The organism is Pectobacterium sp. 1950-15 (assembly GCF_037136835.1).
Classification (GTDB): Bacteria; Pseudomonadota; Gammaproteobacteria; order Enterobacterales; family Enterobacteriaceae; genus Pectobacterium.
In genome coordinates, this window is sequence record NZ_JBBBQR010000001.1 from 1 (window position 1) to 23,367 (window position 23,367).

The 23,367-nt window shown below is 51.8% G+C and carries 24 protein-coding genes; 14 read left to right on the top strand and 10 right to left on the bottom strand.

Annotated elements, in window-relative coordinates; translation table 11 throughout:
- Positions 1 to 62: 62 nt before the first annotated feature.
- Positions 63 to 1,367 carry a trigger factor gene (gene tig, locus WCT94_RS00005; RefSeq protein WP_336867076.1) on the bottom strand — a complete coding sequence of 435 codons (1,305 nt, stop codon included), beginning with the start codon at positions 1,365 to 1,367 and terminating at the stop codon, positions 63 to 65.
- Between the two features lie 315 nt (positions 1,368 to 1,682).
- On the bottom strand, positions 1,683 to 1,997 hold the full coding sequence (bolA, locus tag WCT94_RS00010) for a transcriptional regulator BolA (protein ID WP_225087223.1): 315 nt from the start codon (positions 1,995 to 1,997) through the stop codon (positions 1,683 to 1,685).
- Between the two features lie 336 nt (positions 1,998 to 2,333).
- Here bolA and WCT94_RS00015 point away from each other — a divergent pair, with 336 nt between their 5' ends.
- From WCT94_RS00015 to WCT94_RS00050, 8 genes are all read left to right on the top strand, one after another.
- Positions 2,334 to 2,912: a lipoprotein gene (locus WCT94_RS00015; protein ID WP_225087222.1), complete on the top strand. Its 579-nt coding sequence runs from the start codon at positions 2,334 to 2,336 to the stop codon at positions 2,910 to 2,912.
- Between the two features lie 59 nt (positions 2,913 to 2,971).
- On the top strand, positions 2,972 to 4,459 hold the full coding sequence (gene ampG / locus WCT94_RS00020) for a muropeptide MFS transporter AmpG (RefSeq protein ID WP_336867083.1): 1,488 nt from the start codon (positions 2,972 to 2,974) through the stop codon (positions 4,457 to 4,459).
- A 425-nt stretch (positions 4,460 to 4,884) separates the two neighbouring features.
- Positions 4,885 to 5,847 carry a cytochrome o ubiquinol oxidase subunit II gene (cyoA, locus tag WCT94_RS00025; RefSeq protein ID WP_336867085.1) on the top strand — a complete coding sequence of 321 codons (963 nt, stop codon included), beginning with the start codon at positions 4,885 to 4,887 and terminating at the stop codon, positions 5,845 to 5,847.
- A gap of 4 nt (positions 5,848 to 5,851) precedes the next feature.
- The gene (gene cyoB, locus WCT94_RS00030; RefSeq protein ID WP_014914525.1) at positions 5,852 to 7,843 is read left to right on the top strand and encodes a cytochrome o ubiquinol oxidase subunit I; all 1,992 of its coding nucleotides are present in this window, start codon (positions 5,852 to 5,854) and stop codon (positions 7,841 to 7,843) included.
- Positions 7,833 to 8,447 carry a cytochrome o ubiquinol oxidase subunit III gene (locus tag WCT94_RS00035; RefSeq protein ID WP_015839340.1) on the top strand — a complete coding sequence of 205 codons (615 nt, stop codon included), beginning with the start codon at positions 7,833 to 7,835 and terminating at the stop codon, positions 8,445 to 8,447. Before cyoB ends, WCT94_RS00035 begins: the two co-directional genes overlap by 11 nt.
- A complete protein-coding gene (locus WCT94_RS00040) occupies positions 8,447 to 8,779 on the top strand; it encodes a cytochrome o ubiquinol oxidase subunit IV (RefSeq protein ID WP_015839339.1) in 333 nt (110 codons plus the stop codon). The genes WCT94_RS00035 and WCT94_RS00040 overlap by 1 nt, the downstream gene beginning before the upstream one ends.
- 14 nt (positions 8,780 to 8,793) lie before the next feature.
- Positions 8,794 to 9,684, top strand: a complete 891-nt coding sequence (gene cyoE, locus WCT94_RS00045; RefSeq protein WP_180742244.1) for a heme o synthase — start codon at positions 8,794 to 8,796, stop codon at positions 9,682 to 9,684.
- Between the two features lie 228 nt (positions 9,685 to 9,912).
- Positions 9,913 to 11,277: an MFS transporter gene (locus WCT94_RS00050; protein WP_336867089.1), complete on the top strand. Its 1,365-nt coding sequence runs from the start codon at positions 9,913 to 9,915 to the stop codon at positions 11,275 to 11,277.
- Positions 11,278 to 11,334: 57 nt separating this feature from the next.
- Here the strand turns inward: WCT94_RS00050 and WCT94_RS00055 are convergent, their stop codons facing one another.
- Positions 11,335 to 11,826 carry a YajQ family cyclic di-GMP-binding protein gene (locus WCT94_RS00055; protein WP_336867092.1) on the bottom strand — a complete coding sequence of 164 codons (492 nt, stop codon included), beginning with the start codon at positions 11,824 to 11,826 and terminating at the stop codon, positions 11,335 to 11,337.
- Positions 11,827 to 12,013: 187 nt separating this feature from the next.
- Here WCT94_RS00055 and panE point away from each other — a divergent pair, with 187 nt between their 5' ends.
- Positions 12,014 to 12,922, top strand: a complete 909-nt coding sequence (panE, locus tag WCT94_RS00060) for a 2-dehydropantoate 2-reductase (protein WP_336867095.1) — start codon at positions 12,014 to 12,016, stop codon at positions 12,920 to 12,922.
- A complete protein-coding gene (gene yajL / locus WCT94_RS00065; protein WP_336867097.1) occupies positions 12,885 to 13,475 on the top strand; it encodes a protein deglycase YajL in 591 nt (196 codons plus the stop codon). Before panE ends, yajL begins: the two co-directional genes overlap by 38 nt.
- A 35-nt stretch (positions 13,476 to 13,510) precedes the next feature.
- On the opposite strand, the gene thiI is transcribed toward yajL, so the two are convergent.
- A complete protein-coding gene (gene thiI / locus WCT94_RS00070) occupies positions 13,511 to 14,959 on the bottom strand; it encodes a tRNA uracil 4-sulfurtransferase ThiI (RefSeq protein ID WP_336867100.1) in 1,449 nt (482 codons plus the stop codon).
- Positions 14,960 to 15,211: 252 nt separating this feature from the next.
- On the opposite strand from thiI, the gene xseB reads away from it, so the two are divergent.
- The 3 genes from xseB to dxs are packed head-to-tail and all read left to right on the top strand — an operon-like array spanning position 15,212 to position 18,251.
- Entirely contained in the window at positions 15,212 to 15,460 is a 249-nt protein-coding gene (gene xseB, locus WCT94_RS00075) for an exodeoxyribonuclease VII small subunit (protein ID WP_319846924.1), read from the top strand.
- Positions 15,457 to 16,368: a (2E,6E)-farnesyl diphosphate synthase gene (gene ispA, locus WCT94_RS00080; protein ID WP_336867102.1), complete on the top strand. Its 912-nt coding sequence runs from the start codon at positions 15,457 to 15,459 to the stop codon at positions 16,366 to 16,368. Before xseB ends, ispA begins: the two co-directional genes overlap by 4 nt.
- 17 nt (positions 16,369 to 16,385) lie before the next feature.
- Positions 16,386 to 18,251 (top strand): 1-deoxy-D-xylulose-5-phosphate synthase, encoded by a 1,866-nt coding sequence (dxs, locus tag WCT94_RS00085; protein ID WP_336867104.1) that lies wholly within the window; start codon positions 16,386 to 16,388, stop codon positions 18,249 to 18,251.
- 85 nt (positions 18,252 to 18,336) lie between these two features.
- Here dxs and pgpA read toward each other — a convergent pair whose 3' ends face one another.
- The 6 genes from pgpA to nrdR all read right to left on the bottom strand — a co-directional run bounded on the left by pgpA (position 18,337) and on the right by nrdR (position 22,549).
- Complete coding sequence (gene pgpA / locus WCT94_RS00090) at positions 18,337 to 18,873, bottom strand: phosphatidylglycerophosphatase A (protein WP_012773711.1); 537 nt, start codon at positions 18,871 to 18,873, stop codon at positions 18,337 to 18,339.
- A complete protein-coding gene (gene thiL, locus WCT94_RS00095; RefSeq protein WP_336867107.1) occupies positions 18,848 to 19,828 on the bottom strand; it encodes a thiamine-phosphate kinase in 981 nt (326 codons plus the stop codon). Before thiL ends, pgpA begins: the two co-directional genes overlap by 26 nt.
- Positions 19,829 to 19,896: 68 nt before the next feature.
- The gene (gene nusB / locus WCT94_RS00100) at positions 19,897 to 20,316 is read right to left on the bottom strand and encodes a transcription antitermination factor NusB (protein ID WP_012773709.1); all 420 of its coding nucleotides are present in this window, start codon (positions 20,314 to 20,316) and stop codon (positions 19,897 to 19,899) included.
- A 24-nt stretch (positions 20,317 to 20,340) separates the two neighbouring features.
- Positions 20,341 to 20,817 carry a 6,7-dimethyl-8-ribityllumazine synthase gene (gene ribH, locus WCT94_RS00105; protein ID WP_012773708.1) on the bottom strand — a complete coding sequence of 159 codons (477 nt, stop codon included), beginning with the start codon at positions 20,815 to 20,817 and terminating at the stop codon, positions 20,341 to 20,343.
- Positions 20,818 to 20,927: 110 nt separating this feature from the next.
- Positions 20,928 to 22,064, bottom strand: coding sequence for a bifunctional diaminohydroxyphosphoribosylaminopyrimidine deaminase/5-amino-6-(5-phosphoribosylamino)uracil reductase RibD (gene ribD, locus WCT94_RS00110; RefSeq protein ID WP_336867110.1), 1,137 nt, complete (start codon positions 22,062 to 22,064; stop codon positions 20,928 to 20,930).
- A gap of 35 nt (positions 22,065 to 22,099) precedes the next feature.
- Positions 22,100 to 22,549: a transcriptional regulator NrdR gene (gene nrdR / locus WCT94_RS00115; RefSeq protein ID WP_005975999.1), complete on the bottom strand. Its 450-nt coding sequence runs from the start codon at positions 22,547 to 22,549 to the stop codon at positions 22,100 to 22,102.
- A 217-nt stretch (positions 22,550 to 22,766) separates the two neighbouring features.
- Here nrdR and WCT94_RS00120 point away from each other — a divergent pair, with 217 nt between their 5' ends.
- Entirely contained in the window at positions 22,767 to 23,336 is a 570-nt protein-coding gene (locus WCT94_RS00120; protein WP_336867112.1) for a DUF3251 domain-containing protein, read from the top strand.
- The last annotated feature ends 31 nt before the right edge of the window (positions 23,337 to 23,367 follow it).

Genomic DNA, 23,367 nt, shown 5'->3' on the forward strand with positions numbered 1-23,367 from the left:
GCCCGCGCCATAAGGCACGGGCTTTTGATAGGGAAAGTTCCCTGCTACGCGATAAACGCTGTTTACGCTGTAGCGGTTTGATTCATCAGCTCATTGAAGCTTACTGATTTCTCAACAACTTTCGCTTTAGCCAGCACGGTTTCTACCGCTTGCTCTTCCAGAGCGACGTTACGCATGTTGTTCAGCAGCTCTTTGTTTTTGCCGTAGAACTCGATAACTTCCTGCGGATCTTCGTAAGCAGAAGCCATCTCTTCGATCAGTGCGTTAACGCGTGCTTCGTCAGCTTTCAGCTCATTGCTGCTGATGACTTCGCCCAGCAACAGACCGATAACAACGCGACGTTTAGCCTGCTCTTCGAACAGCTCACGCGGTAATTCCTGCGCTTGCTTCTCGTTGCCGCCAAAACGCTGTGCAGCCTGACGACGCAGAACATCGATTTCGCCATCGATCAGTGCCGCTGGCACGTCGATGTCGTTTGCGTTGATCAGCCCGTCCAGAACCTGAGTTTTCACACGGTTACGCACCGCGCCTTTCAGCTCACGTTCCATATTTTTACGAACTTCAGCACGCAGACCTTCCTGAGAACCATCAGCCACGCCGAAACGTTTGATGAATTCTTCAGTCAGTTCAGGCAGTTCACGCTCTTCAACTTTCTTCAGGACGATAGCGAACTGAGCCGCTTTTCCTTTCAGGTTTTCAGCGTGGTAGTCTTCAGGGAAGTTCACATCGATAGTGAATTCTTCACCTGCTTTGTGCCCAACAACGCCATCTTCAAAACCTGGGATCATGCGATTCTGGCCCATTGCCAGAACGAAATCGGAGGCTTTACCGCCTTCGAAGACTTCACCGTCGATAGAGCCAGTGAAATCGATAGTGACACGATCTTCCGCTGCCGCAGCGCGGTCAGTTTCTTTCCAGGTTGCCTGTTGCTTACGCAGCGTTTCCAGCATGGTATCAACGTCGGCGTCGGTCACTTCAACAACCGGTTTTTCAACTTCGATCGCATCCAGACCTTTCAGTTCAACTTCCGGGTACACTTCAAACTCAACAGAGTAAGTGAAGTCGCCGCCTACAGCGTATTCGCCAGGGATGTAGTTAGGCGCGCCAACCGGATTAATTTTTTCTTTGATGATAGCGTCAACAAAGTTGCGCTGCATCAGATCACCCAGTACGTCCTGACGCACAGAGGCACCATAACGCTGAGCAACAACATTCATCGGCACTTTGCCTTTACGAAAACCGTCAATACGTACTTTTTTGGCCGCGTTGACCAGCTCGCTCTTCACCGCACTCTCAATGATGTCAGCAGCAACGGTAATCGTTACGCGACGTCCCAGACCTTGAGTGGTTTCAACTGAAACTTGCATCTTGTTACCTCAAAAAATCACAGTGATCGGTCAACCCCAAAACTATTCTCGCGACGAAAAATCTCACGACAGCAAAGCTGATTCAGCACAGGCACCAAGGCGCACAGACTTAAATAAACCTCGCAGAACCGGGAAATTGCCAACCCCGTTCCCTGTAGTCAGAAGCGTCCCGAATACATTCAGGAAAAATAGACGCGGCATTATAGCGGTATAGAGAGGATGAGTCGAGAACGGCGGGTGGACTATTACAGCAACAAATTCACACTTTTGGTCAGTAACCCGCCCCGATATGTCAGGAACGGGCCATATTAATGATTAAGAAAGGATGCCAGCGCCACCGCAAGGTGGTGAAGAAGGGACGGCGTTTTGCAAACTGACCCACTCTTTTGTCGAATAGGTATGTAACGCTAACGCATGCACCGAACCCGCTAACTCTTCAGCCAGTACGGCATAGACGGCGCGGTGTCGCCCGATCACGCGTTCCCCCGTGAATTTATCGCTGACCAGCACAACTTTAAAATGGCTTTCCGCTCCCGCAGGCACGTTGTGACGATAGCTTTCATCGATCACCTCTAAATGAACGGGCTCAAAACCCACACGCAGCTTTTCTTCTATCGTTTCACGCATCATACGACTACCCTTTCGGCTTGGGGAAAATGTGATACCAACACGACATTGCTGCCACTCAACTGCAATTTACCGATGCCCGAATCATTATAACCTTAGCGTTTTTTCAACCTGTTATGCGCAAACACAGCCTGACAAAGAAGAAAAATATTCGCAACGCATTGATATATCATCGGCGGTCTTGATGTGATAAAAACGCTTTTTTCAGACCAATGGCACGAAAAAGATGAATTTCAGAACAATTTACCTGCTATCGGCTCTTTTTCCTGCCAGTGGCGATGATATGATATCAACAATATTTGTCGGCTCACCACACTAATCATTACTGAGAAAATACGAATGTTAAAAAAATTATTTTTCCCTCTTCTGGCCGTAATCCTGCTTGCAGGATGTGCAGCAAAAAGCAACACGCTGAACATCACACCCAAAATTAGCCTGCCTTCTCAGGATCCGACGCTGATGGGCGTAACGATTAGTATCAATGGTGCAGACCAGCGCGCCGATCAGGCTCTGGCAAAAGTGAATCGCGACGGCCAACTGATTACGCTGACGCCTTCCCGCGATCTGCGTTTCCTGTTGCAAGAAGCGCTGGAGAAACAAATGACTGCGCGTGGTTATATGATCGGTACAGGCGGCCCGGTAGCCTTGCAGATCGTAGTTAATCACCTGTACGCCGATGTCTCTGAAGGAAACCTGCGCTACAACATCACAACCAAAGCAGATATCTCCATCATTTCTCAGGCGGCAAACGGCAACAAGCAGGTGAAAAACTACCGTTCAACCTATAACGTTCAGGGTGCTTTCACCGCCAGCAACGACAAAATCACCGATGCGGTTAACACAGTGCTAGGTGATGTCATCAACGACATGGCACAAGACACCAGCGTAAGCAGCTTTATCAAAGAAAACGCCCGTTAATTTCTGTACGCCGCTTCCCTTGCTCCTGAACGCTTTCGGAGCAAGGGAAAGGATTCTTCATGTTTAGTCGCATCATTGCTTTGTTCAGCCAACGTAATTCGCTTTTTATGCTGTTGCTTGGCTTCGCTTCCGGTTTACCACTGGCATTGACATCCGGCACATTGCAAGCCTGGATGACCGTCGAGAATGTCGATCTGAAAACCATCGGTTTTTTCTCTTTGGTTGGTCAAGCCTACGTATTCAAGTTTTTGTGGTCCCCTCTCATGGATCGCTACACCCCACCGTTTCTTGGCAGGCGCCGCGGTTGGCTGATTCTCAGTCAGATTCTGCTCATTGCCGCCATTATTGGCATGGGGTTTATGAATCCGGCACGCGATCTCTGGTGGCTGGCAGCGCTGGCCGTGATGGTCGCGTTCTGTTCTGCTTCTCAGGATATCGTTTTTGATGCCTATAAGACGGATTTACTTCCCCCTGAGGAACGCGGTACGGGTGCGGCCACCTCAGTATTAGGTTACCGTCTGGCCATGCTGGTTTCTGGCGGGCTGGCGCTGTGGATGGCGGATCGCTATTTCGGCTGGCAGGCTACCTATTGGCTCATGGCAGGACTCATGCTGATCGGTGTGTTCGCAACCCTATTAGCACCGGAACCGCTAAATAGTCAGCCTGCGCCGCGCACCATGGAGCAAGCGATTGTTGCCCCACTGCGTGATTTCTTCGAGCGTAACAACGCCTGGCTCATTCTTCTGTTGATCGTGTTATACAAACTCGGTGATGCCTTTGCGATCAGTCTGACGACCACTTTCCTGATACGCGGCGTTGGTTTCAATGCCGGTGATGTCGGGCTGGTTAACAAGACGCTTGGACTCTTCGCCACCATTGTGGGGGCGATTTACGGTGGATTATTGATGCAGCGGCTCTCGTTGTTCAGAGCGCTGATGTTGTTTGGCATCCTTCAGGCCGTGTCCAACGCGGGATACTGGCTGCTGGCGATTACCGCCAAAAGCCTGTTCACCATGGCTACCGCGGTTTTTCTGGAAAATCTCTGTGGCGGTATGGGGACAGCCGCATTCGTCGCGCTCTTGATGACGCTGTGTAATAAATCATTCTCAGCCACACAGTTTGCCCTGCTTTCCGCCCTTGCAGCCGTCGGCCGGGTGTACGTCGGCCCTATCGCAGGCTGGTTTGTTGAATCCTACGGCTGGGCATGGTTCTATCTGTTCTCGATTTTGGCCGCACTACCGGGCCTGGCGATCCTGACGATTTGCCGTGAGACGCTGGAATTCACCCAGAAAACCGACACCTTTCAACTGCGTACACACTTCCAGAATTATTACAGGAAGGCCTTACATGTACTGGGTTCAGGGGGGGTATTGCTGGCACTGTGGCTTATTCTGCTCATCAGTAATGCATTGGAATGGTCTTCATTGCCCTTACTGGCAGAATACCTGCTCATCGCAGGCGGTACGCTCGCGCTGCTGGGCATTTTCTTCGGTAGCTTGCTGGACTATCTGTCACTCAGACGCGCGTCCAGACCGTCTATGCACTAACGTTATTGGTTCAGGTAGCTCTCATCGGCTGCCTGAACCAATTACACCATTCCTTTATTTAATTATTTTTTTCATAATTATCTTGCTAGAAGAAATTTTATTTCCTCGTAAAATCTCTCCAGAACTAATTTCATTCGTTATCAAAAACACATGTTGAGCAAAAAATTTCACCAAACTAAAAATAGAAAATAAGCGTTATGGTAAGTTGTAATTTCTTATTATCCATCCATACTCTCATCGGGGTAGCTACTTAATTTGCTGTTTTTCAATGTCATTTTTATTTTGGCTATCTTTGTGACATTAAGGGCAAAAACCAGCAACAATCGGCTGACATAACCTTAATCATGTTTACAGTGCAGTAACCTTCCCGTAAAATGCCCGCTCGCATGAAATGACAATAGAGCCCTTGTTATTGAGGTCGCTAGATGAGACTCAAGAAATACAATAAAATTTTTGGGATGCTGTCTTTATTTGCAGCCACAGCTCTGCTGAGCGGTTGCGATATGGCGCTGATGAACCCCAAAGGAGAGATCGGGTTAGAACAAAGATCGCTAATACTGACGGCCATCGGGCTGATGTTGATCGTTGTGATTCCCGTTATCGTTATGACGATAGCTTTTGCCTGGAAGTTCCGTGCTTCCAATGAAAAGGCAAAATATACCCCGAACTGGTCACACTCCAACAAGATAGAAGCCGTAGTCTGGACTGTACCAATTATCATTATCGTTATTCTTGGCACGATTACCTGGAAGACGACCCACTCTCTTGACCCTTACAAGCCACTGGTATCAGACGTCAAACCTATCAATGTCGAAGTTGTTTCGCTTGACTGGAAATGGCTGTTTGTTTACCCGGATCTGGGCATTGCGACGGTTAACGAACTGGCTTTCCCTGCCAACGTACCTGTTGCATTCAAGATTACATCCGACTCCGTGATGAACTCCTTCTTCATTCCTCGTCTTGGTGGACAGATTTACGCCATGGCCGGAATGCAGACGAAGCTCCACTTGATCGCTAACGAACCGGGCAAGTATGACGGTATCTCCGGCGGCTATAGTGGTAAAGGCTTCTCTGGTATGAAGTTCACCGCGATTGCTACACCAACTCAACAAGAGTTCGACCAGTGGGTTGCGAACGTTCGTGCGTCCTCCAAAACACTGAATACGATGGATGAATTCAACACCTTGGCTAAGCCAAGTGAATTCCATCCTGTCGAATACTTCTCCAGTGTCCAGCCGGATTTGTTCAATAATATTATTCGCAAATTCATAGGCAACGACATGAACATGCAACATCATGGTGAAGGCATGAAGTCTGACGAAAACATGCAACACGGTGAGGGTATGAACATGGGCGAGCATAGCTCGCACAAAGGAGCCGAGGGATAATACGATGTTCGGAAAACTTACACTCGATGCGGTTCCGTACCACGAACCCATTATTATGGTCACCGTGGCGGCGATCATCGTTGGCGGCCTTGCGCTGCTGGCGGCAATAACCTATTTCGGTAAGTGGAAATGGCTGTGGGCCGAGTGGTTCACCTCCGTCGACCACAAGAAAATCGGTATCATGTACATCATCGTCGGTCTGGTGATGATGATTCGTGGTTTTGCCGATGCCATCATGATGCGCGGCCAGCAGGTTCTGGCTTCTGCCGGGCAAGAAGGCTTCCTAAACGCTCACCACTACGATCAGATTTTCACCGCGCACGGTGTCATCATGATCTTCTTTGTGGCGACACCGTTTGTCGTTGGTCTGATGAACCTTGCGGTTCCTTTGCAGATCGGTGCGCGTGACGTTGCTTTCCCATTCCTGAACTCCCTCAGCTTCTGGCTGTTTGTTGTCGGCGTTATCTTAATCAACCTCTCTCTCGGGGTCGGTGAATTCGCGCAGACTGGCTGGGTGGCGTATCCACCGCTGTCAGGGAAGGAGTACAGTCCCGGCGTCGGGGTCGATTACTGGATATGGAGTCTACAGATATCCGGTATCGGTACTACGCTGACGGGTGTTAACTTCTTCGCAACCATTCTGAAGATGCGCGCACCTGGCATGACGCTGATGAAAATGCCGGTATTTACCTGGACAGCACTGTGTACCAACGTGCTGATCATCGCCGCATTCCCAATCTTGACCGTTACCATTGCACTACTGACGCTCGACCGTTACCTCGGCACCCATTTCTTTACCAATGATATGGGTGGCAACATGATGATGTACATCAACCTGATTTGGGCATGGGGTCATCCTGAGGTTTACATTCTGGTGCTGCCGATCTTTGGTGTTTACTCCGAAGTGGTTGCCACCTTCTGTAAAAAACGTCTGTTTGGCTACACCTCACTGGTATGGGCAACCATTGCGATTACGGTTCTGTCGTTTATCGTTTGGCTGCACCACTTCTTTACCATGGGGTCCGGCGCGAACGTCAACGCCTTCTTTGGTATAGCCACCATGATTATTTCAATCCCGACCGGGGTTAAAATCTTCAACTGGCTGTTCACCATGTATCAAGGTCGTATCCAGTCCCACTCCACGATGCTGTGGACCACGGGCTTCATCATCACCTTTACCATCGGTGGGATGACCGGGGTACTGCTGGCCGTACCGGGCGCAAACTTTGTCCTGCACAACAGCCTGTTCCTGATTGCTCACTTCCATAACGTGATCATCGGCGGCGTCGTGTTTGGTTGCTTCGCAGGTATTACTTACTGGTTCCCGAAAGCCTTTGGTTTCACCCTGAACGAAACCTGGGGTAAACGCGCGTTCTGGTTCTGGATTATCGGCTTCTTCGTTGCCTTTATGCCGCTGTATGTTCTCGGCTTTATGGGAATGACGCGTCGTCTGAGCCAGCAAATCAACCCTGAATTCCACGCCTTGCTGGTTGTGGCATCCATCGGTGCAGTGCTGATCGGTATCGGTGTGCTGTGTCAGGTTATCCAGTTCTACGTCAGTATCCGTGATCGTCACCAGAACCGTGACCTGACGGGCGATCCGTGGGGTGGACGTACGCTGGAGTGGGCAACCTCTTCTCCTGCGCCGTTCTATAACTTCGCTGTCGTGCCGCATGTTGACGAGCGTGATGCGTTCTGGGAAGCGAAAGAGAAAGGTGAAGCTTATAAGCGCCCTGCCAGCTATGAAGAGATTCACATGCCGAAGAACACCGGCGCGGGTGTGATTATCTCCGCATTCAGCCTGGTATTCGGTTTTGCCATGATCTGGCATATCTGGTGGCTGGCCATCGCTGGCTTCGCTGGCATGATTGTGACCTGGATTGTGCACAGCTTTAATCAAGACGTGGATTACTACGTGCCGGTTAAAGAAATTGAGCAAATTGAGAATCAGAATTTTGATCAACTCAGTAAGGCAGGCGTGAAACATGTCAACTGAAACTCTGACTAACCACAATACAGCCCATGCTGAGCATGGGCACCACGACACAGGAGCCAACAAGGTATTCGGCTTCTGGGTCTACCTGATGAGCGACCTGATCATTTTCGGGTCACTGTTCGCAACCTATGCAGTACTGGTTAACGGTACTGCAGGCGGCCCAAGCGGTAAGGACATTTTCCAACTGCCCTTCGTGCTGGTAGAAACGTTCGCGTTGCTGTTCAGTAGTATTACCTATGGCATGGCGATGATCGCCATGAACAAGGGTAACAAATCTCAGGTTAATGCCTGGCTGGGCGTAACATTCCTGTTCGGTCTGGTGTTTATCGGGATGGAAATCTATGAATTCCATCACCTGATTGTTGAAGGCTATGGCCCGGATCGCAGTGCGTTCCTGTCTGCCTTCTTCGCACTGGTCGGCACTCACGGGCTCCACGTAACGGGCGGTCTGATCTGGTTGGTCATCATGATGATTCAGGTGTCTAAACGTGGCCTGACGGCAACCAACAAAACACGTCTGATGTGCCTGAGCCTGTTCTGGCACTTCCTTGACGTGGTGTGGATTTGTGTCTTCACCGTTGTTTATCTGCTGGGGGCAATCTAATGAGTCATTCAACAACCGATCATTCAGGTGCTAGCCACGGTAGCGTTAAGTCATACGTAATAGGTTTTGTACTGTCAGTCATTTTGACCGTCATTCCTTTCAGTATGGTCATGAGCGGCACTGCCTCACATAACGCCATTCTTTTCACGGTGGTGGGATGTGCAGTGGTTCAGATTCTGGTGCATCTGGTGTACTTCCTGCACCTGAATACGTCCTCAGAAGAGCGCTGGAACGTGGTGGCTCTTGTGTTTGCCGTCCTGATTATCGCCATTGTCGTCGTGGGCTCCATCTGGATTATGATGAGCGCACACCACAATATGATGATCCAGTAACCGAGCCGTAAAAGATGATTAAGCAATACCTGCAAGTTACTAAACCAGGAATTATTTTCGGAAATCTGATTTCCGTTATCGGTGGATTTCTCCTTGCGGCCCAAGGCCGCATTGATTATCCCCTGTTTCTCGCCACCCTTGTGGGGGTGTCGTTAGTCGTTGCGTCTGGCTGCGTATTTAACAACGTCATTGACCGCGACATCGACAAGAAAATGGAGAGAACCAAAAATCGGGTTCTGGTAAAGGGACTGATTTCACTGAAGGTAACGCTGGTTTACGCATCGCTGTTAGGTATTGCGGGCTTTGCTCTGCTGTACATCGCGGCTAACCCGTTAGCCATGTGGCTGGCGGTGATGGGCTTCGCCGTGTATGTCGGCGTGTATAGCCTGTATATGAAGCGGCATTCTGTTTATGGCACGCTGATTGGCAGTCTGTCAGGCGCAGCTCCACCGGTTATCGGTTACTGTGCCGTCAGCAACCAGTTCGATGCTGGCGCGTTGATTCTGCTGCTGATCTTTAGCCTGTGGCAAATGCCCCATTCATACGCGATTGCGATTTTCCGCTTCAAGGATTATCAGGCCGCCAACATCCCGGTGCTGCCGGTTGTGAAAGGTATCTCGGTTGCGAAAAACCACATTACGCTGTATATCGTGGCGTTTGCGGTCGCAACATTGATGCTGTCTCTCGGCGGTTATGCGGGCTACAAATATCTGGTCGTTGCCGCAGCCGTTAGCGTCTGGTGGCTGGGTATGGCGCTGTCAGGCTATAAAAATGCGATTGATGACCGCGTATGGGCAAGAAAACTGTTTGTTTTCTCCATCGTCGCGATTACCTCGCTGAGCGTGATGATGTCTGTGGATTCAATGGCGCCAGCGCATGAAGTTCTGCTGACCTACCTGCGTTAATCACAACCGCGTTCTATGCGTTAGTAAAAACAGGTGGCTTGTCCACCTGTTTTTTTATTGCGTATTTCCTGCGTGCTACCCTTTGGGTCGCCGCAAGCGACGTTGAAAAACGCGCTCTGCGCTTTTTATTTCCCTCTCCCCTTCTCCGCCAAATCACGTAACAAACCTATCGTTTACTGTCTGGCCAATAACGCACTAAAATAGCGCCAATTGTTTTCAGAGGTACGCATGAACGATAATAAAATGACCCCTGGCGAATTACGCGCCACATGGGGCTTGGGAGCCGTTTTTTCACTGCGCATGCTCGGCATGTTCATGGTTCTGCCTGTGCTAACGACTTACGGCATGGCCTTGCAGGGCGCAAGTGAAGCGCTGATCGGTATTGCGATTGGTATTTATGGCCTGATGCAGGCTATTTTCCAGATTCCCTTCGGCCTGGTCTCTGACCGTATCGGCAGAAAGCCTCTGATTGTTGGAGGACTGCTGATTTTTGCACTCGGCAGCGTTATCGCCGCACTCAGCGACTCCATCTGGGGCATTATCCTAGGCCGGGCTTTGCAGGGCGCGGGCGCCATATCAGCCGCCGTCATGGCGCTGCTTTCCGATCTGACGCGTGAGCAGAACCGAACAAAAGCGATGGCATTTATCGGCGTGAGTTTCGGCGTCACCTTTGCTATCGCGATGGTCGTCGGCCCTATCGTTACCCATGCCTTTGGTTTACAGGCGCTCTTCTGGGGTATCGCCCTTCTGTCACTCGCTGGCATTGTGATTACCCTTACCCTGATTCCTTCCGCACCCGCGCACGTCCTGAATCGGGAATCGGCGATGGTACGCGGCAGTTTCCGCAAAGTGCTCGGCAATAGCCGCCTGTTGAAACTGAATATCGGCATCATGTGCCTGCATATTTTATTGATGTCGAGCTTCGTCGCCCTACCCCGCGTCATGGAATCCGTGGGTCTGGCGCCACAGGACCATTGGAAAGTCTATCTGGTCACGATGCTGATCTCTTTTGTCGGCGTGGTGCCTTTCATTATTTATGCTGAAGTGAAAAGGCGAATGAAGCAGGTCTTCATCGGCTGCATCGTGGTGCTGATCGCCGCAGAGGTTGTCTTATGGGCGGCAGGTAGCCATCTCTGGCAAATCATCATCGGCGTACAGCTGTTTTTCCTGGCTTTCAACGTGATGGAAGCGCTGTTGCCATCGTTGATTAGCAAGGAATCACCGGCAGGATATAAAGGTACGGCGATGGGCGTTTACTCCACCACACAGTTTATCGGTGTGGCAATTGGCGGAAGCCTCGGCGGCGGGCTGTTTGAGCTTTATGGCGCGTCTGCCGTATTTATGGGTGGCACCGCTATTGCGGCCATCTGGCTACTCGTCAGCTTCACCATGCAGGAACCGCCTTATCTCAGCAGCCTCAGAATCGCACTGTCCGATGTAGCCTTGCAGGATCGTGAGCTGGAACAGAAAATGCGTACTCAGCCCGGCGTTGCCGAGGTGGTCATCGTGCCGGATGAGTACAGCGCCTATGTGAAGATCGACAATAAAAAGACCAATCGTCAGCAGCTAGAACAACTCGCCGGCCAGATCTGATTAAACAAAAGGCCAGCTTTCGCTGGCCTTTTGTCGTCGGCAAATGACGAGAAAACATCAATCGCGGAAGTTGGTAAACTGGAACGGCTGCCCCAGATTTCCGCCGCGAATCAACGCCATCACGCCCTGCAAATCATCACGTGATTTTCCGGTAACGCGAACCTGTTCACCCTGAATCTGCGCCTGCACTTTCAGTTTGCTGTCTTTAATCAGCTTGACGATCTTCTTCGCCTGCGTGGTTTCAATGCCCTGCTTCAACTTGGCTTCCACGCTGTACGTTTTACCGCTGTGCTCGAACGCTTCCGGGACCTCTAACGCCCCGCCTTCAATTCCGCGCTTCAACAATTTCTCGCGCATAATATCAATCAGTTGCTGTACCTGAAAATCAGACTCGCTGGTCGCTTTAATACTTTGCGATTTCTCATTCAGTTCAAAGCTGGCCGGAACATTGCGAAAATCCCAGCGGGTGCTCAGCTCACGCGTGGCGTTTTCCACCGCGTTACGGACTTCCTGCATATCAATTTCCGAAACAATATCGAAAGATGGCATAATTCGCTCTCCTGACAAATTTGGCTGGCGAGCATAATAACCGCTCTTCTGCGATAAGCAAGATGCCAGACACGATCCCGATTTTACTCTGCATCTGGTAAACAGGCCGAATAGCACAAGATCGTAACGTGAATGATAGCCTATGATGGCAGAACGACAGCGCCCGCATCAAATAAGGGAGACGTACATGAAAATCACCGTTCTTGGCTGTGGCGCGCTGGGCCAACTTTGGCTCGCCGCGTTGCATCAGCAAGGGCATGATGTCCAGGGATGGCTGCGTATTCCGCAACCATATTGTCCGGTCAATGTCACCATGCTGGATGGTCAGCACTGTAATCTCAACCTGACGGCTAACGATCCCGAACACCTTGCCCAAAGCGAACTGCTGCTGGTGACGTTAAAAGCCTGGCAGGTTTCCGATGCCGTTACCGTACTGTTGCCACAGCTCAACCCGCATTGCACGATTCTGCTTTTACACAACGGGATGGGCACGCGGGAAGAATTACCGTCGCTACAACAGCCACTGGTGCTGGGTATCACCACCCATGCCGCACGGCGCGACGCAAACAACGTCGTGCATGTTGCCGCTGGCACAACGCATATCGGCACGTTTAACGGCGACAGCAGCCAAAGTCATCTGGCCGAAGTGCTGCATCAAGCCTTACCTGATGTCGCCTGGCACACCAATATTAGCGCCACCTGCTGGCTGAAGCTGGCGGCTAACTGCGTCATCAACCCACTCACGGTGAAATATCGCTGCACCAATGGCGAGCTTTCTGCGTACCCAGAACTGATTGCATCGCTTTGTCAGGAAGTGGCCAGCGTCATGGAACGAGAGGGTTTCCATACATCGCGAGACAGTCTGCTGCTCTACGTTAATCAAATTATTCAGAACACCGCGGCAAACACCTCATCGATGTTGCAGGACATCATCGCTCAGCGACATACCGAAATTGACTACATTACCGGGTATTTACTGCACCGTGCGCGCCTCCACGGCCTGACGCTCCCCGAAAATGCCCGCCTGTTTGACTACATTAAGCAAAAGGAAAATGATTATGACCGCATCGGCACTGGTGTGTCTGGCACCTGGTAGTGAAGAAACTGAAGCCGTCACAACCATCGATTTGCTTGTCCGGGCAGGTATTCAGGTCACGCTTGCCAGCGTCGCCAGCGATGGCAATCTCGAAATCGTCTGCTCACGCGGGGTAAGGCTGCTGGCGGATGCACCGCTGGCTACCGTCGCCGATCGGCCTTTCGATGTGCTGGTGTTACCGGGTGGGCTGCAAGGTGCGGAGTGCTTCCGCGATAGCCCAATACTGGTGGAATGCATTCGACAAGCGCATCTAGAAGGGAAAATTATCGCTGCGATGTGTGCAACGCCTGCGCTGGTACTGGAATATCATCAGCTGTTTCCCGTCGGAAACATGACGGGCTATCCGGCGTTTAAGGATAAGATTGCGCCAGAAAAATGGATGGAAAAGCGTGTCGTGTACGATCCGCGCGTGAATCTGTTAACCACACAAGGGCCGGGCACCAGCATGGATTTCGCCCTGAAGATTATTGATTTACTGCTGGGCAAAGAAAAAGCCGCCGAGGTCGCCGCACAGCTCATCCTGCCGCCGGGCATTCATAACTATCGCGATTAACGTAGATGAAAAAGGCGCTTGCGCGCCTTTCTACATTACGGACGGTACACCTTCACATTGCTGAAACCTTGCTCACGCAGGTATAGCGCCTGCAAGCGGCTCATCACGCCACGCTCACAGTAAAGCAGGTAGGTTTTGCTCTGATCCAAATCACCAAACTGTGTACCCAGCTTGTAGAACGGTAAGGATTTGATTTCGACCTGATCCAGCTCAAGCGGTTTATCGTCTTGTTCATCCGGCGCACGGATATCCAGCAGTACATCTGTTGGGGCAAATGACGCGACCGTTTCGACTTCAACCACTTCTTGCTTGGTCTGCTCGGCGATCTGACGGATATCAATATTCCGCGCTTCACTCACCACACGCTCCAGAATGGCAAAATCAAAGTGGCTTTCTTCAGCCTCAATCTTCGCTTTTACCGCCTTCACCGTCGGGCTTTTCGAGATAACACCACAGTATTCCGGCATCGTTTTGGCGAAATCTTCCGTTCCGAGTTCGCGAGCCTGTTTGATAATGTGTTCTTTATCATGAGAAATCAGCGGACGCAGAATCAGCGTATCGGAGGCATTATCAATCAAACGCAGGTTGGTCAGCGTCTGGCTGGAAACCTGCCCTAACGCTTCACCGGTCACCAGCGCCTGAACACCGTAACGCTCAGCGATTTTGGAGGCCGCACGCACCATCATGCGCTTCAATACGACGCCCATCTGGCCGTCGTCAACTTTCTCCAGAATTTCACCCACCACAGGATCGAAATCGATAGCAATGAAACGCACCCGGTGTGAGCTACCAAAACGGTTCCACAGATAATGTGCGACCTGTTTTACACCAATCTCGTGCGCCGCACCGCCAAGGTTAAAGAAGCAGTAATGCACGCGACACCCACGACGCATCAGCATATAACTGGATACACCGGAGTCAAAACCACCAGAAATCAGCGACAGCACATCTTCCTGTGTACCGATCGGGAAGCCGCCGATCCCTTCATAACGCCCTTTAATCAGCAGCAAACGGTCCTGCTCGATTTCCAGATGCACGGTAACCTGTGGCGCAGTGAGATTAACTCGCGCCGTTTCAATATGCTGGTTCAGACCACCGCCGACGTAGCGCTCTACGTCCTGTGAGCTAAATTCATGCTTACCACGGCGTTTCACTCGCACACAAAACGTCTTGCCCTCCAGTTGCTCACGATACAGCGCCAGCGCCTGTTCAAAGATATTGTGCACATCGGTATAGGCGTGATCTTCCACTTCCAGAATATGGTGGATACCCGGAATTCTCGTCAGCGCATCACGAATCGCCGAACGCTGGCTTTCGTCTTTGGCCCGAACTTCGATATGATCCCAGTGACGGACAACCGCCAGCGTTTCATCATAGTGTTTTAATACGTTGCGAATGTTTCCGGTTAGAATCTTGATAAAGCGCAACCGCACAGATTGGCTCTTGATGGTGATTTCCGGGAACAATTTAATGATAAACTTCATGGTGGCTGTCGTTACTTGGTCAGAAAGGCGTAAATAAATTTACCCTGAGCACTAAAATCACGTTATCGGTAAAATCAGCCAGAACAGAGATGATTTTACCAATAGCATCCAGGGCGCGGAGTATATCATTATATGAAGATATACTGTGCGCTTTAACCGTATAATTGTTGTGCATCCACGGATGACCAAACGCAACACCACGCTCTGCCGCCACAAGCCAACGGCGTATAACACCAGGATTCTGAAACCACTATGCCTAAGAAGACCGAGCAGCCAGTCAGCTTTGAAAGCTCGCTGAATGAACTGGAAAAAATCGTTACCCGCCTCGAATCAGGCGAACTGCCGCTGGACGATGCGCTAAATGAATTTGAGCATGGCATCCAGCTCGCTCGTCAGGGTCAGCAAAAACTGCAACAGGCGGAACAGCGCGTACAAATCCTGCTGAGCGACGATCCCAATGCCCCGCTGTCACCGTTCACGCCGGATAATGACGCGCTATGACCGATTTCAGCACGCAACTGAATGCGCATTACCAACGCACTAACCGTATGTTGGGCCATTTCATCGCCGACCTCCCCTTTCAGAGTAGTCCACTGGTCAATGCAATGGAGTATGGCTCACTCTTAGGAGGCAAACGCCTGCGCCCGTTTCTGGTTTATACTACAGGCGAACTGTTTGGCATGCCGTTAGAGAGCTTGGATGCCCCTGCTGCGGCAGTAGAATGTATCCATGCCTATTCACTGATTCATGACGATCTGCCAGCGATGGACGACGACGATTTACGTCGCGGACAGCCGACCTGCCACATAAAATTTGGCGAAGCCAATGCCATTTTGGCGGGAGATGCACTGCAAACGCTGGCGTTCTCCATTCTGGCCGACGCACCGATGCCGCAGGTCTCTGACCGCGATCGGCTGGCGATGATCTCAGAATTGGCTCAGGCCAGTGGTGTTGCAGGTATGTGCGGCGGGCAGGCTTTCGATCTGGAAGCGGAAGGTCATCAGGTCGATCTGGCCGCGTTAGAGCGGATTCACCGCCACAAAACCGGTGCCTTGATTCGCGCAGCAGTCCGACTAGGCGCGCTGGCCGCTGGTGAAACAGGACGCAACGCCTTGCCCCATCTGGATCGCTACGCTAATGCGATTGGGCTCGCCTTTCAGGTTCAGGACGATATTCTCGATGTTATTGGCGACAGCGCGACAACAGGCAAACGTCAGGGTGCAGACCAGCAGTTAGGTAAAAGCACCTATCCCAGCCTGCTGGGGTTAGATAACGCACGAAAAAAAGCACAGGAGCTTTATCAGGAATCACTGGCATCGCTGGACGATCTCGTCGCATCCAGCTCGATTCCCCTGAATATTGCCCCACTACAAGCGCTGGCGAATTTCATCGTTGAACGCGATAAGTAATTACCTAATGAGTCTCTATGAGTTTTGATACCGCGAAGTACCCTACATTGGCGTTAGTGGAAACACCGGATGAACTTCGACTGTTGCCGAAAGATAGCCTGCCGAAGCTGTGCGATGAGCTGCGCCAATACCTGCTGGACAGCGTCAGCCGTTCAAGTGGCCATTTTGCTTCAGGATTAGGGACGGTTGAATTAACGGTTGCGCTGCATTATGTCTACAACACCCCTTTCGATCATCTGGTGTGGGATGTCGGCCATCAGGCTTACCCGCATAAGATCCTGACGGGCCGTCGCGATCGTATTTCAACGATCCGCCAAAAAGGCGGTTTGCACCCCTTTCCGTGGCGCGATGAAAGCGACTATGACGTATTAAGCGTCGGGCATTCGTCCACCTCAATCAGTGCCGGGCTGGGTATGGCCGTTGCTGCCGAGCGTGAAGGCAAAGGCCGCCGTACCGTTTGTGTAATCGGTGACGGCGCAATTACCGCAGGCATGGCCTTTGAGGCGATGAACCACGCGGGTGATATCCGCTCCGACCTGCTGGTTGTGCTGAACGACAACGAAATGTCAATTTCGGAAAACGTCGGCGCATTGAACAACCATCTGGCACAGCTACTGTCAGGCAAGCTCTACGCCAGCCTGCGTGAAGGCGGCAAAAAGGTCTTATCCGGCCTGCCACCAATCAAAGAGCTGGTGAAACGCACCGAAGAACACCTCAAAGGCATGGTCGTGCCGGGCACGCTATTTGAGGAGCTGGGTTTTAATTATATTGGCCCGGTCGACGGCCATGACGTTCAGGCGCTAGCGCATACGTTGAAAAACATGCGCAACCTGAAAGGCCCGCAGCTCCTGCATATCATGACGAAAAAAGGCAAAGGATACGCCCCTGCCGAACAGGATCCGATTAGCTGGCACGCGGTGCCAAAATTCGATCCAGCTAGCGGTACCTTGCCGAAAAGCAAGGAAGGCGCTCAGCCCACCTATTCCAAAATCTTCGGTCAATGGCTACAGGAAACGGCCGCCAAAGACAGCAAACTCATGGCGATCACGCCGGCAATGCGCGAAGGCTCGGGCATGGTGCAATTCTCCCGCGACTATCCACAGCAATATTTTGACGTCGCGATTGCCGAACAGCATGCCGTCACGTTTGCTGCCGGTCTGGCGGTTGGCGGCTATCATCCGGTCGTCGCTATTTACTCAACGTTCCTGCAACGTGCCTACGATCAAGTTATCCACGATGTGGCGATCCAGAATCTACCGGTTCTGTTTGCCATCGATCGCGGCGGTATTGTGGGTGCAGATGGGCAAACGCATCAGGGAGCGTTCGATCTCTCTTTCTTACGCTGTATCCCGAACATGATCATCATGACACCCAGCGATGAAAATGAGTGTCGTCAGATGTTGCACACGGGCTATCACTACCAGAAAGGCCCAACAGCGGTGCGCTACCCACGAGGAAACGGTACGGGTGCTGAACTGACGCCACTCTCAGAACTGCCAATCGGTAAAGGCGTGGTGCGCCGTCAGGGCGAAACGATCGCGATTCTGAACTTCGGTACGCTACTGCCAGAAGCCCAGATTGCGGCAGAGAAGTTAAACACCACCCTCGTCGATATGCGTTTTGTGAAGCCACTGGATGAAGCGTTACTTGAAGAACTGGCACAGTCTCACAGCACGTTTGTGACGCTGGAAGAGAATGCGATCATGGGCGGTGCGGGAAGCGGCGTGAATGAGTTCCTGATGGCGAAGCGCCTTACCGTCTCGGTCCTGAACATTGGGCTACCAGACGTCTTTATTCCGCAAGGTTCACAGGAAGAAATCCGTGCCGATCTGGGTCTGGATGCCGCGGGCATCGAGCGCAAAATCACGCAGTGGATGGAATAAGCGATTTAAACGACAACCGGGGCACATGGCCCCGGTTCACTAATGCAATGGTTCAGTAATACAGTGGTTCAATAATTCGACATCGTCAGAATATCGGCCAGTGATAGCCGATAAAATAGATAATCCCCGCCGAAATAACCCCCGCGACGATATCATCGACCATAATCCCCATACCGCCATGCACGTTGCGATCAAACCAGCGAATCGGCCAGGGTTTCCAGATATCCAGACAGCGGAAGACGACAAATCCAGCCGCTACCCACTGCCATTCATCCACCGGAATCGCCATCAGAGTAATCCACATGCCGACAAATTCGTCCCAGACGATGCTGCCGTGATCGTGAACCCCCATATCCTTCGCCGTCTGGTGACACAGGTAAACACCGATACAAATACTCAGCATGACCAGCAGCGAATACAATTCAAGCGGCAGGAAGGACATGAGATACCACAGGGGAATCGCCGCCAGCGACCCTACCGTGCCAGGCATCCAGGGAGACAGGCCGCTGCCAAACCCCGTCGCCAGCAGGTGCCACGGATTACTCAGCCGTAGGCGGCGTTTCGCCACCTCAGCGCCTTTCGTCTTGCTCGCGGAATCAGTTTTGCTCGCTAAAATGGTCATACCCCTTCCAGTTCAGCTCGGTCGCTTTATTATCCCTGAAAAAGCGTAGCCCTTCAGAGGAAGGCCCGATTTGCCCGATACAGGTGTAGTCGGCACCGAGATGCCCCAAGGCAAGCTCCAGTGCACCGCGGTTAATCTCCGGTACGGTAAAGCACAGTTCATAATCTTCGCCGCCAGAGAGCGCCCAACGCAACGCCTGCTCTTCATCAACGCAGCCCCGCAGCCAATCAGACTGTGGAATCGCGTCCAAATTAATCCGCGCGCCACACTCACTGGCTTTAAGTATATGCTGTAGATCGGAAATAAGGCCGTCGGAAAGATCGATAGCCGAGCTGGCTAGATCGCGCAGCGCCTGACCTTGCAGAATTCTGGGCTGAGGACGCAGATGACGTTGGATCAATCCCTGACGCGCCTCTTCATCCTCAACGTGCAGCGTATTCTGTAGAATAGCCAGACCGGCGGCGCTGTCGCCTAATGAACCAGTAACATAAATCCAGTCGCCAATTCTGGCCCCGCGACGCGTCAGCGCCCGACCCGCAGGCACCAGGCCGTGGATAGTCAGCGTCAGGCTCAGTGGGCCGCGCGTCGTATCTCCGCCAACCAACTGCATACCGTAATAATCAAGTAACTCGAACAAGCTGTCGCTATAGGCGGACAGCCACTGGCTATTGCTTTTCGGTAGGGTAATGGCCAGAGAAAGCCAGGCAGGATCGGCGCCCATTGCAGCCAGATCGCTTAAATTGACCGCCAGAGATTTGTAACCCAGATCGGCGGGATCGATATCGGGTAGGAAATGAACGCCCGATACCAGCGTGTCGGTACTCACCGCCAGCATCTGCTTATCTGCTACCGTCAGTAACGCACAGTCATCACCAATGCCTAACTCAACATCGCGACGTGAACTTCGGACCCGATTAAAATAGCGGGCAATAAGGTCAAACTCACCTTCAACCATAACCTTTCCAGCCAGCCTATCATTCAAAAGCGATCAGGGCCGGATATCCGGCCCTGATTCGATTCATTTTACTTCTTGCCTTTCCGTACGCTCGGAGCAGCTTTATCCAGCACGCCATTCACAAACTTATGGCTATCTTCAGCGCCGAAGACTTTAGCCAGTTCGATGGCCTCATTAATCGCCACCTTGTAAGGAACGTCTTCGCGCTTGCTCAGCTCAAACATCGCCAAACGCAGAATCGCTTTCTCAACCTGTCCCAATTCCTCAATTTGACGAGACAGGAAAGGTGCCATCAGTTGATCAAGCTTCTCAGCCTGAGTGGCAACTCCCGCCAGCAATTCACGGAAATAGGTAATGTCGACATCTTTGACATCCTGCTCGCTCAGGAACTGGTGTTCAACATCGGCAATATCATTTTTAGATAACTGCCAGGAGTAAAGCGCTTGAACCGCACATTCACGAGCGCGGCGACGAGCAGCAGGTTTCACGGAATTCCCCTTACTTAATCAGGCTTACTTAATCGCTTTCAATACATTAATCATTTCTAGCGCGGTCAGGGCAGCTTCTGCACCTTTGTTACCCGCTTTCGTGCCAGCACGCTCGATCGCCTGCTCAATGCTTTCCGTCGTCAGAACGCCGAAAGCAACAGGGATTTCGCTGTCCATCGCAACGGAGGACAGGCCAGAGCTACATTCGCCAGCAACAAATTCAAAATGCGCTGTTCCACCACGGATAACCGTTCCCAGAGCAATAACGGCATCATACCCACCGTTTTTCGCGCTTTTAGTCAGCGCACGAACCGTCAATGGCAGTTCGTAAGCACCCGGCACCCAAACAACGGTGATATTTTCGTCTTTAACCTGACCGATGCGTTTCAATGCATCAATCGCACCTTCGAGCAGGCTGTCGTTAATAAAATGGTTAAAACGCGCAATCGCAATCGCCACACGGGCATCAGGAGTAGCAACAACACCTTCGATAACGTTCATAGCTTTCCTTGTATCTGGTCTTTATGGCCCGCAGGGGGGCGGATTCTATCATAATTTTTGTTGGCACGTATCCGGTTTTGTCGGACCTGCGCCACGTATTTACATACACATCAGAATTTAGGTTTCAGACGTAATCGCAAATCCGGGCCAATCTGGCGAACCTCTGCGATGTCAAATTCCGGTGCCTGAGAGAGCTGATCCAGTCCTGGCAAGAGGCACAGCGAGCGAGCGTTTTCACCCAGCAGTTTTGGCGCAAGATAAACGATAAGTTCATCAACGACACCCGCATTCAGAAGCGCACCAGCCAGACTGGCTCCGGCTTCAACCCAGACAGAGTTAATCTGCCGTCTCCCCAGCACCATCATCAGTGCGACCAGATCAACGCCGCCATTGTGCTGCGGTAAGGTGATCTGCTCAACGTCCTGTGGCCACGCCTGTTCGTCGGCCTGCACGCGCGCCAACCAAGTCTCACCCGGTTGGCTAACAATCCGATGCTGCGGCGTAACGCGCTGCTGACTGTCCACAATCACCCTTACAGGCTGCCTGAGATCCGCTTCTGAATAACGAGTCTGCACATCGGCGCCCAGCTCTGACCACCGCACGGTAAGAGAAGGATCGTCAGCCAGCACCGTGGCACTGCTGCTCAAAATCGCTGCGCTCTCCGCGCGAAAACGCTGCACATCCTGCCGCGCCTGCGGTGAGGTAATCCACTGACTTTCTCCCGACGCCATCGCAGTACGCCCATCCAAAGATGCCGCCATTTTGAGCTGCACATAAGGAAAGCCAGTCCGCATGCGCTTCAGGAAACCTACATTGACTTTCTCTGCTTCAGCCATCATCAAACCATGGCCGACGGCGATCCCCGCCTGCTGCAAACGATGTAGACCACGACCCGCGACCTGCGGATTGGGATCCTGCATCGCGGCAACCACACGGGAAACGCCAGCAGCAACCAACGCATCGGCACAAGGCGGCGTTCGGCCATGATGGCTGCACGGCTCCAGCGTGACGTAGGCCGTCGCGCCACGTGCGCGTTCCCCTGCCATTCTCAGCGCGTGAACTTCAGCATGAGGTTCGCCAGCACGGAAATGATAGCCCTCACCGACAATGTCGCCATCACGCACGATCACACAGCCAACATTGGGGTTGGGTGCCGTCGTAAAACGACCACGGCGCGCCAGCTCTAACGCGCGTGCCATGTATAATTCATCCTGCGGCAAGTGGCCGTTTTCCTGAAAAACGCTCATTCCCGAACCTCTTATCTCTCTCAAATCGACGCGGCTTAATCCTGCAAACGTGCAATCTCTTCGCCAAATTCTCGGATATCTTCAAAACTGCGATACACCGATGCAAAGCGGATATACGCCACTTTATCCAGCTTCCTCAGCGCTTCCATCACCAAATTACCAACCATCTTGGTGGTAACCTCGCGTTCTCCGGTCGCACGCAGATGAGATTTAATGTGATTAATCGCCATTTCGACGTCATCAGAACTGACCGGCCTTTTTTCCAGCGCCTTCAGCATGCCGCTACGCAATTTATCTTCATTAAAAGGCTCGCGCACTTCATTGCTTTTGATGACTCGCGGCATCACCAGTTCAGCCACTTCAAACGTGGTGAAGCGTTCATGACAAACCAGACATTGCCGACGACGGCGTACTTGGGAACCTTCGCCGACCAGACGGGAATCAATGACTTTGGTATCAACAGCGGAACAAAACGGGCAATGCATGATGTGTCCTGACCAGTAATCCTTAACGTAAAGACAGTTTACCCTGAATTAACGGACTAACCAAAACTCCTGATCTACGTTGCGAAGGGTTTCGCATCTCTTCCGGTAATAGGATGAAAAAAGCTGTCTCAACTATGACTTAGGCTTAATCGCAGCTAAACTCAGCAACAGGGATCAACGGATCAATGAATAAAACATCGAAAGGGGAACCACAGATATGAGAACCCGATATCGCGTACTGACCTTCCTGCCAGCGCTGCTTTTGCTCGCTGGGTGCGCTGAACAGCGCCAGATGCCAAAGCTACAGAATCAGATAGGTCAGCTAAACCAGCAATTACAAACGCTGACCGATCAGGCTACGGCATTAGAACGACAAAATGCGTTGAATTCCCAATCTACCTCTGGCGTTTATTTACTGCCCTCAGCGCAAACCAGCACGATGCTGGAAAGCAGCATTGGCAGACTCAGCGTGTCGTTACGCAATATTGAGACGGAAGCGAATGGAACAAGCGCGTTACTGCATATTCGTACGCTTGATGCGAAGGGGTTACCGGCCTTTGGCGCACAGCTTGACTGGGGGCGACTCGACCCGGTGAGTGGTCAGCCTTTAGCGGGCGATACACAAACCCAGTCCTTTGTGGTTTCCCCTACGCTGTTACCTAAAGCCGAAGCCGTTATTGAATTACGCCTGAGCGGTTTACCACCGGAAGAACTCGGTTTTGTTCGCTTACATCAGGTTCAGGAGATACAGAGCCCGCCACCTGTTGCCGCCACCGAATCCCCCTAGCAAACGAACCTCCTGACGCTAATACGCAAAA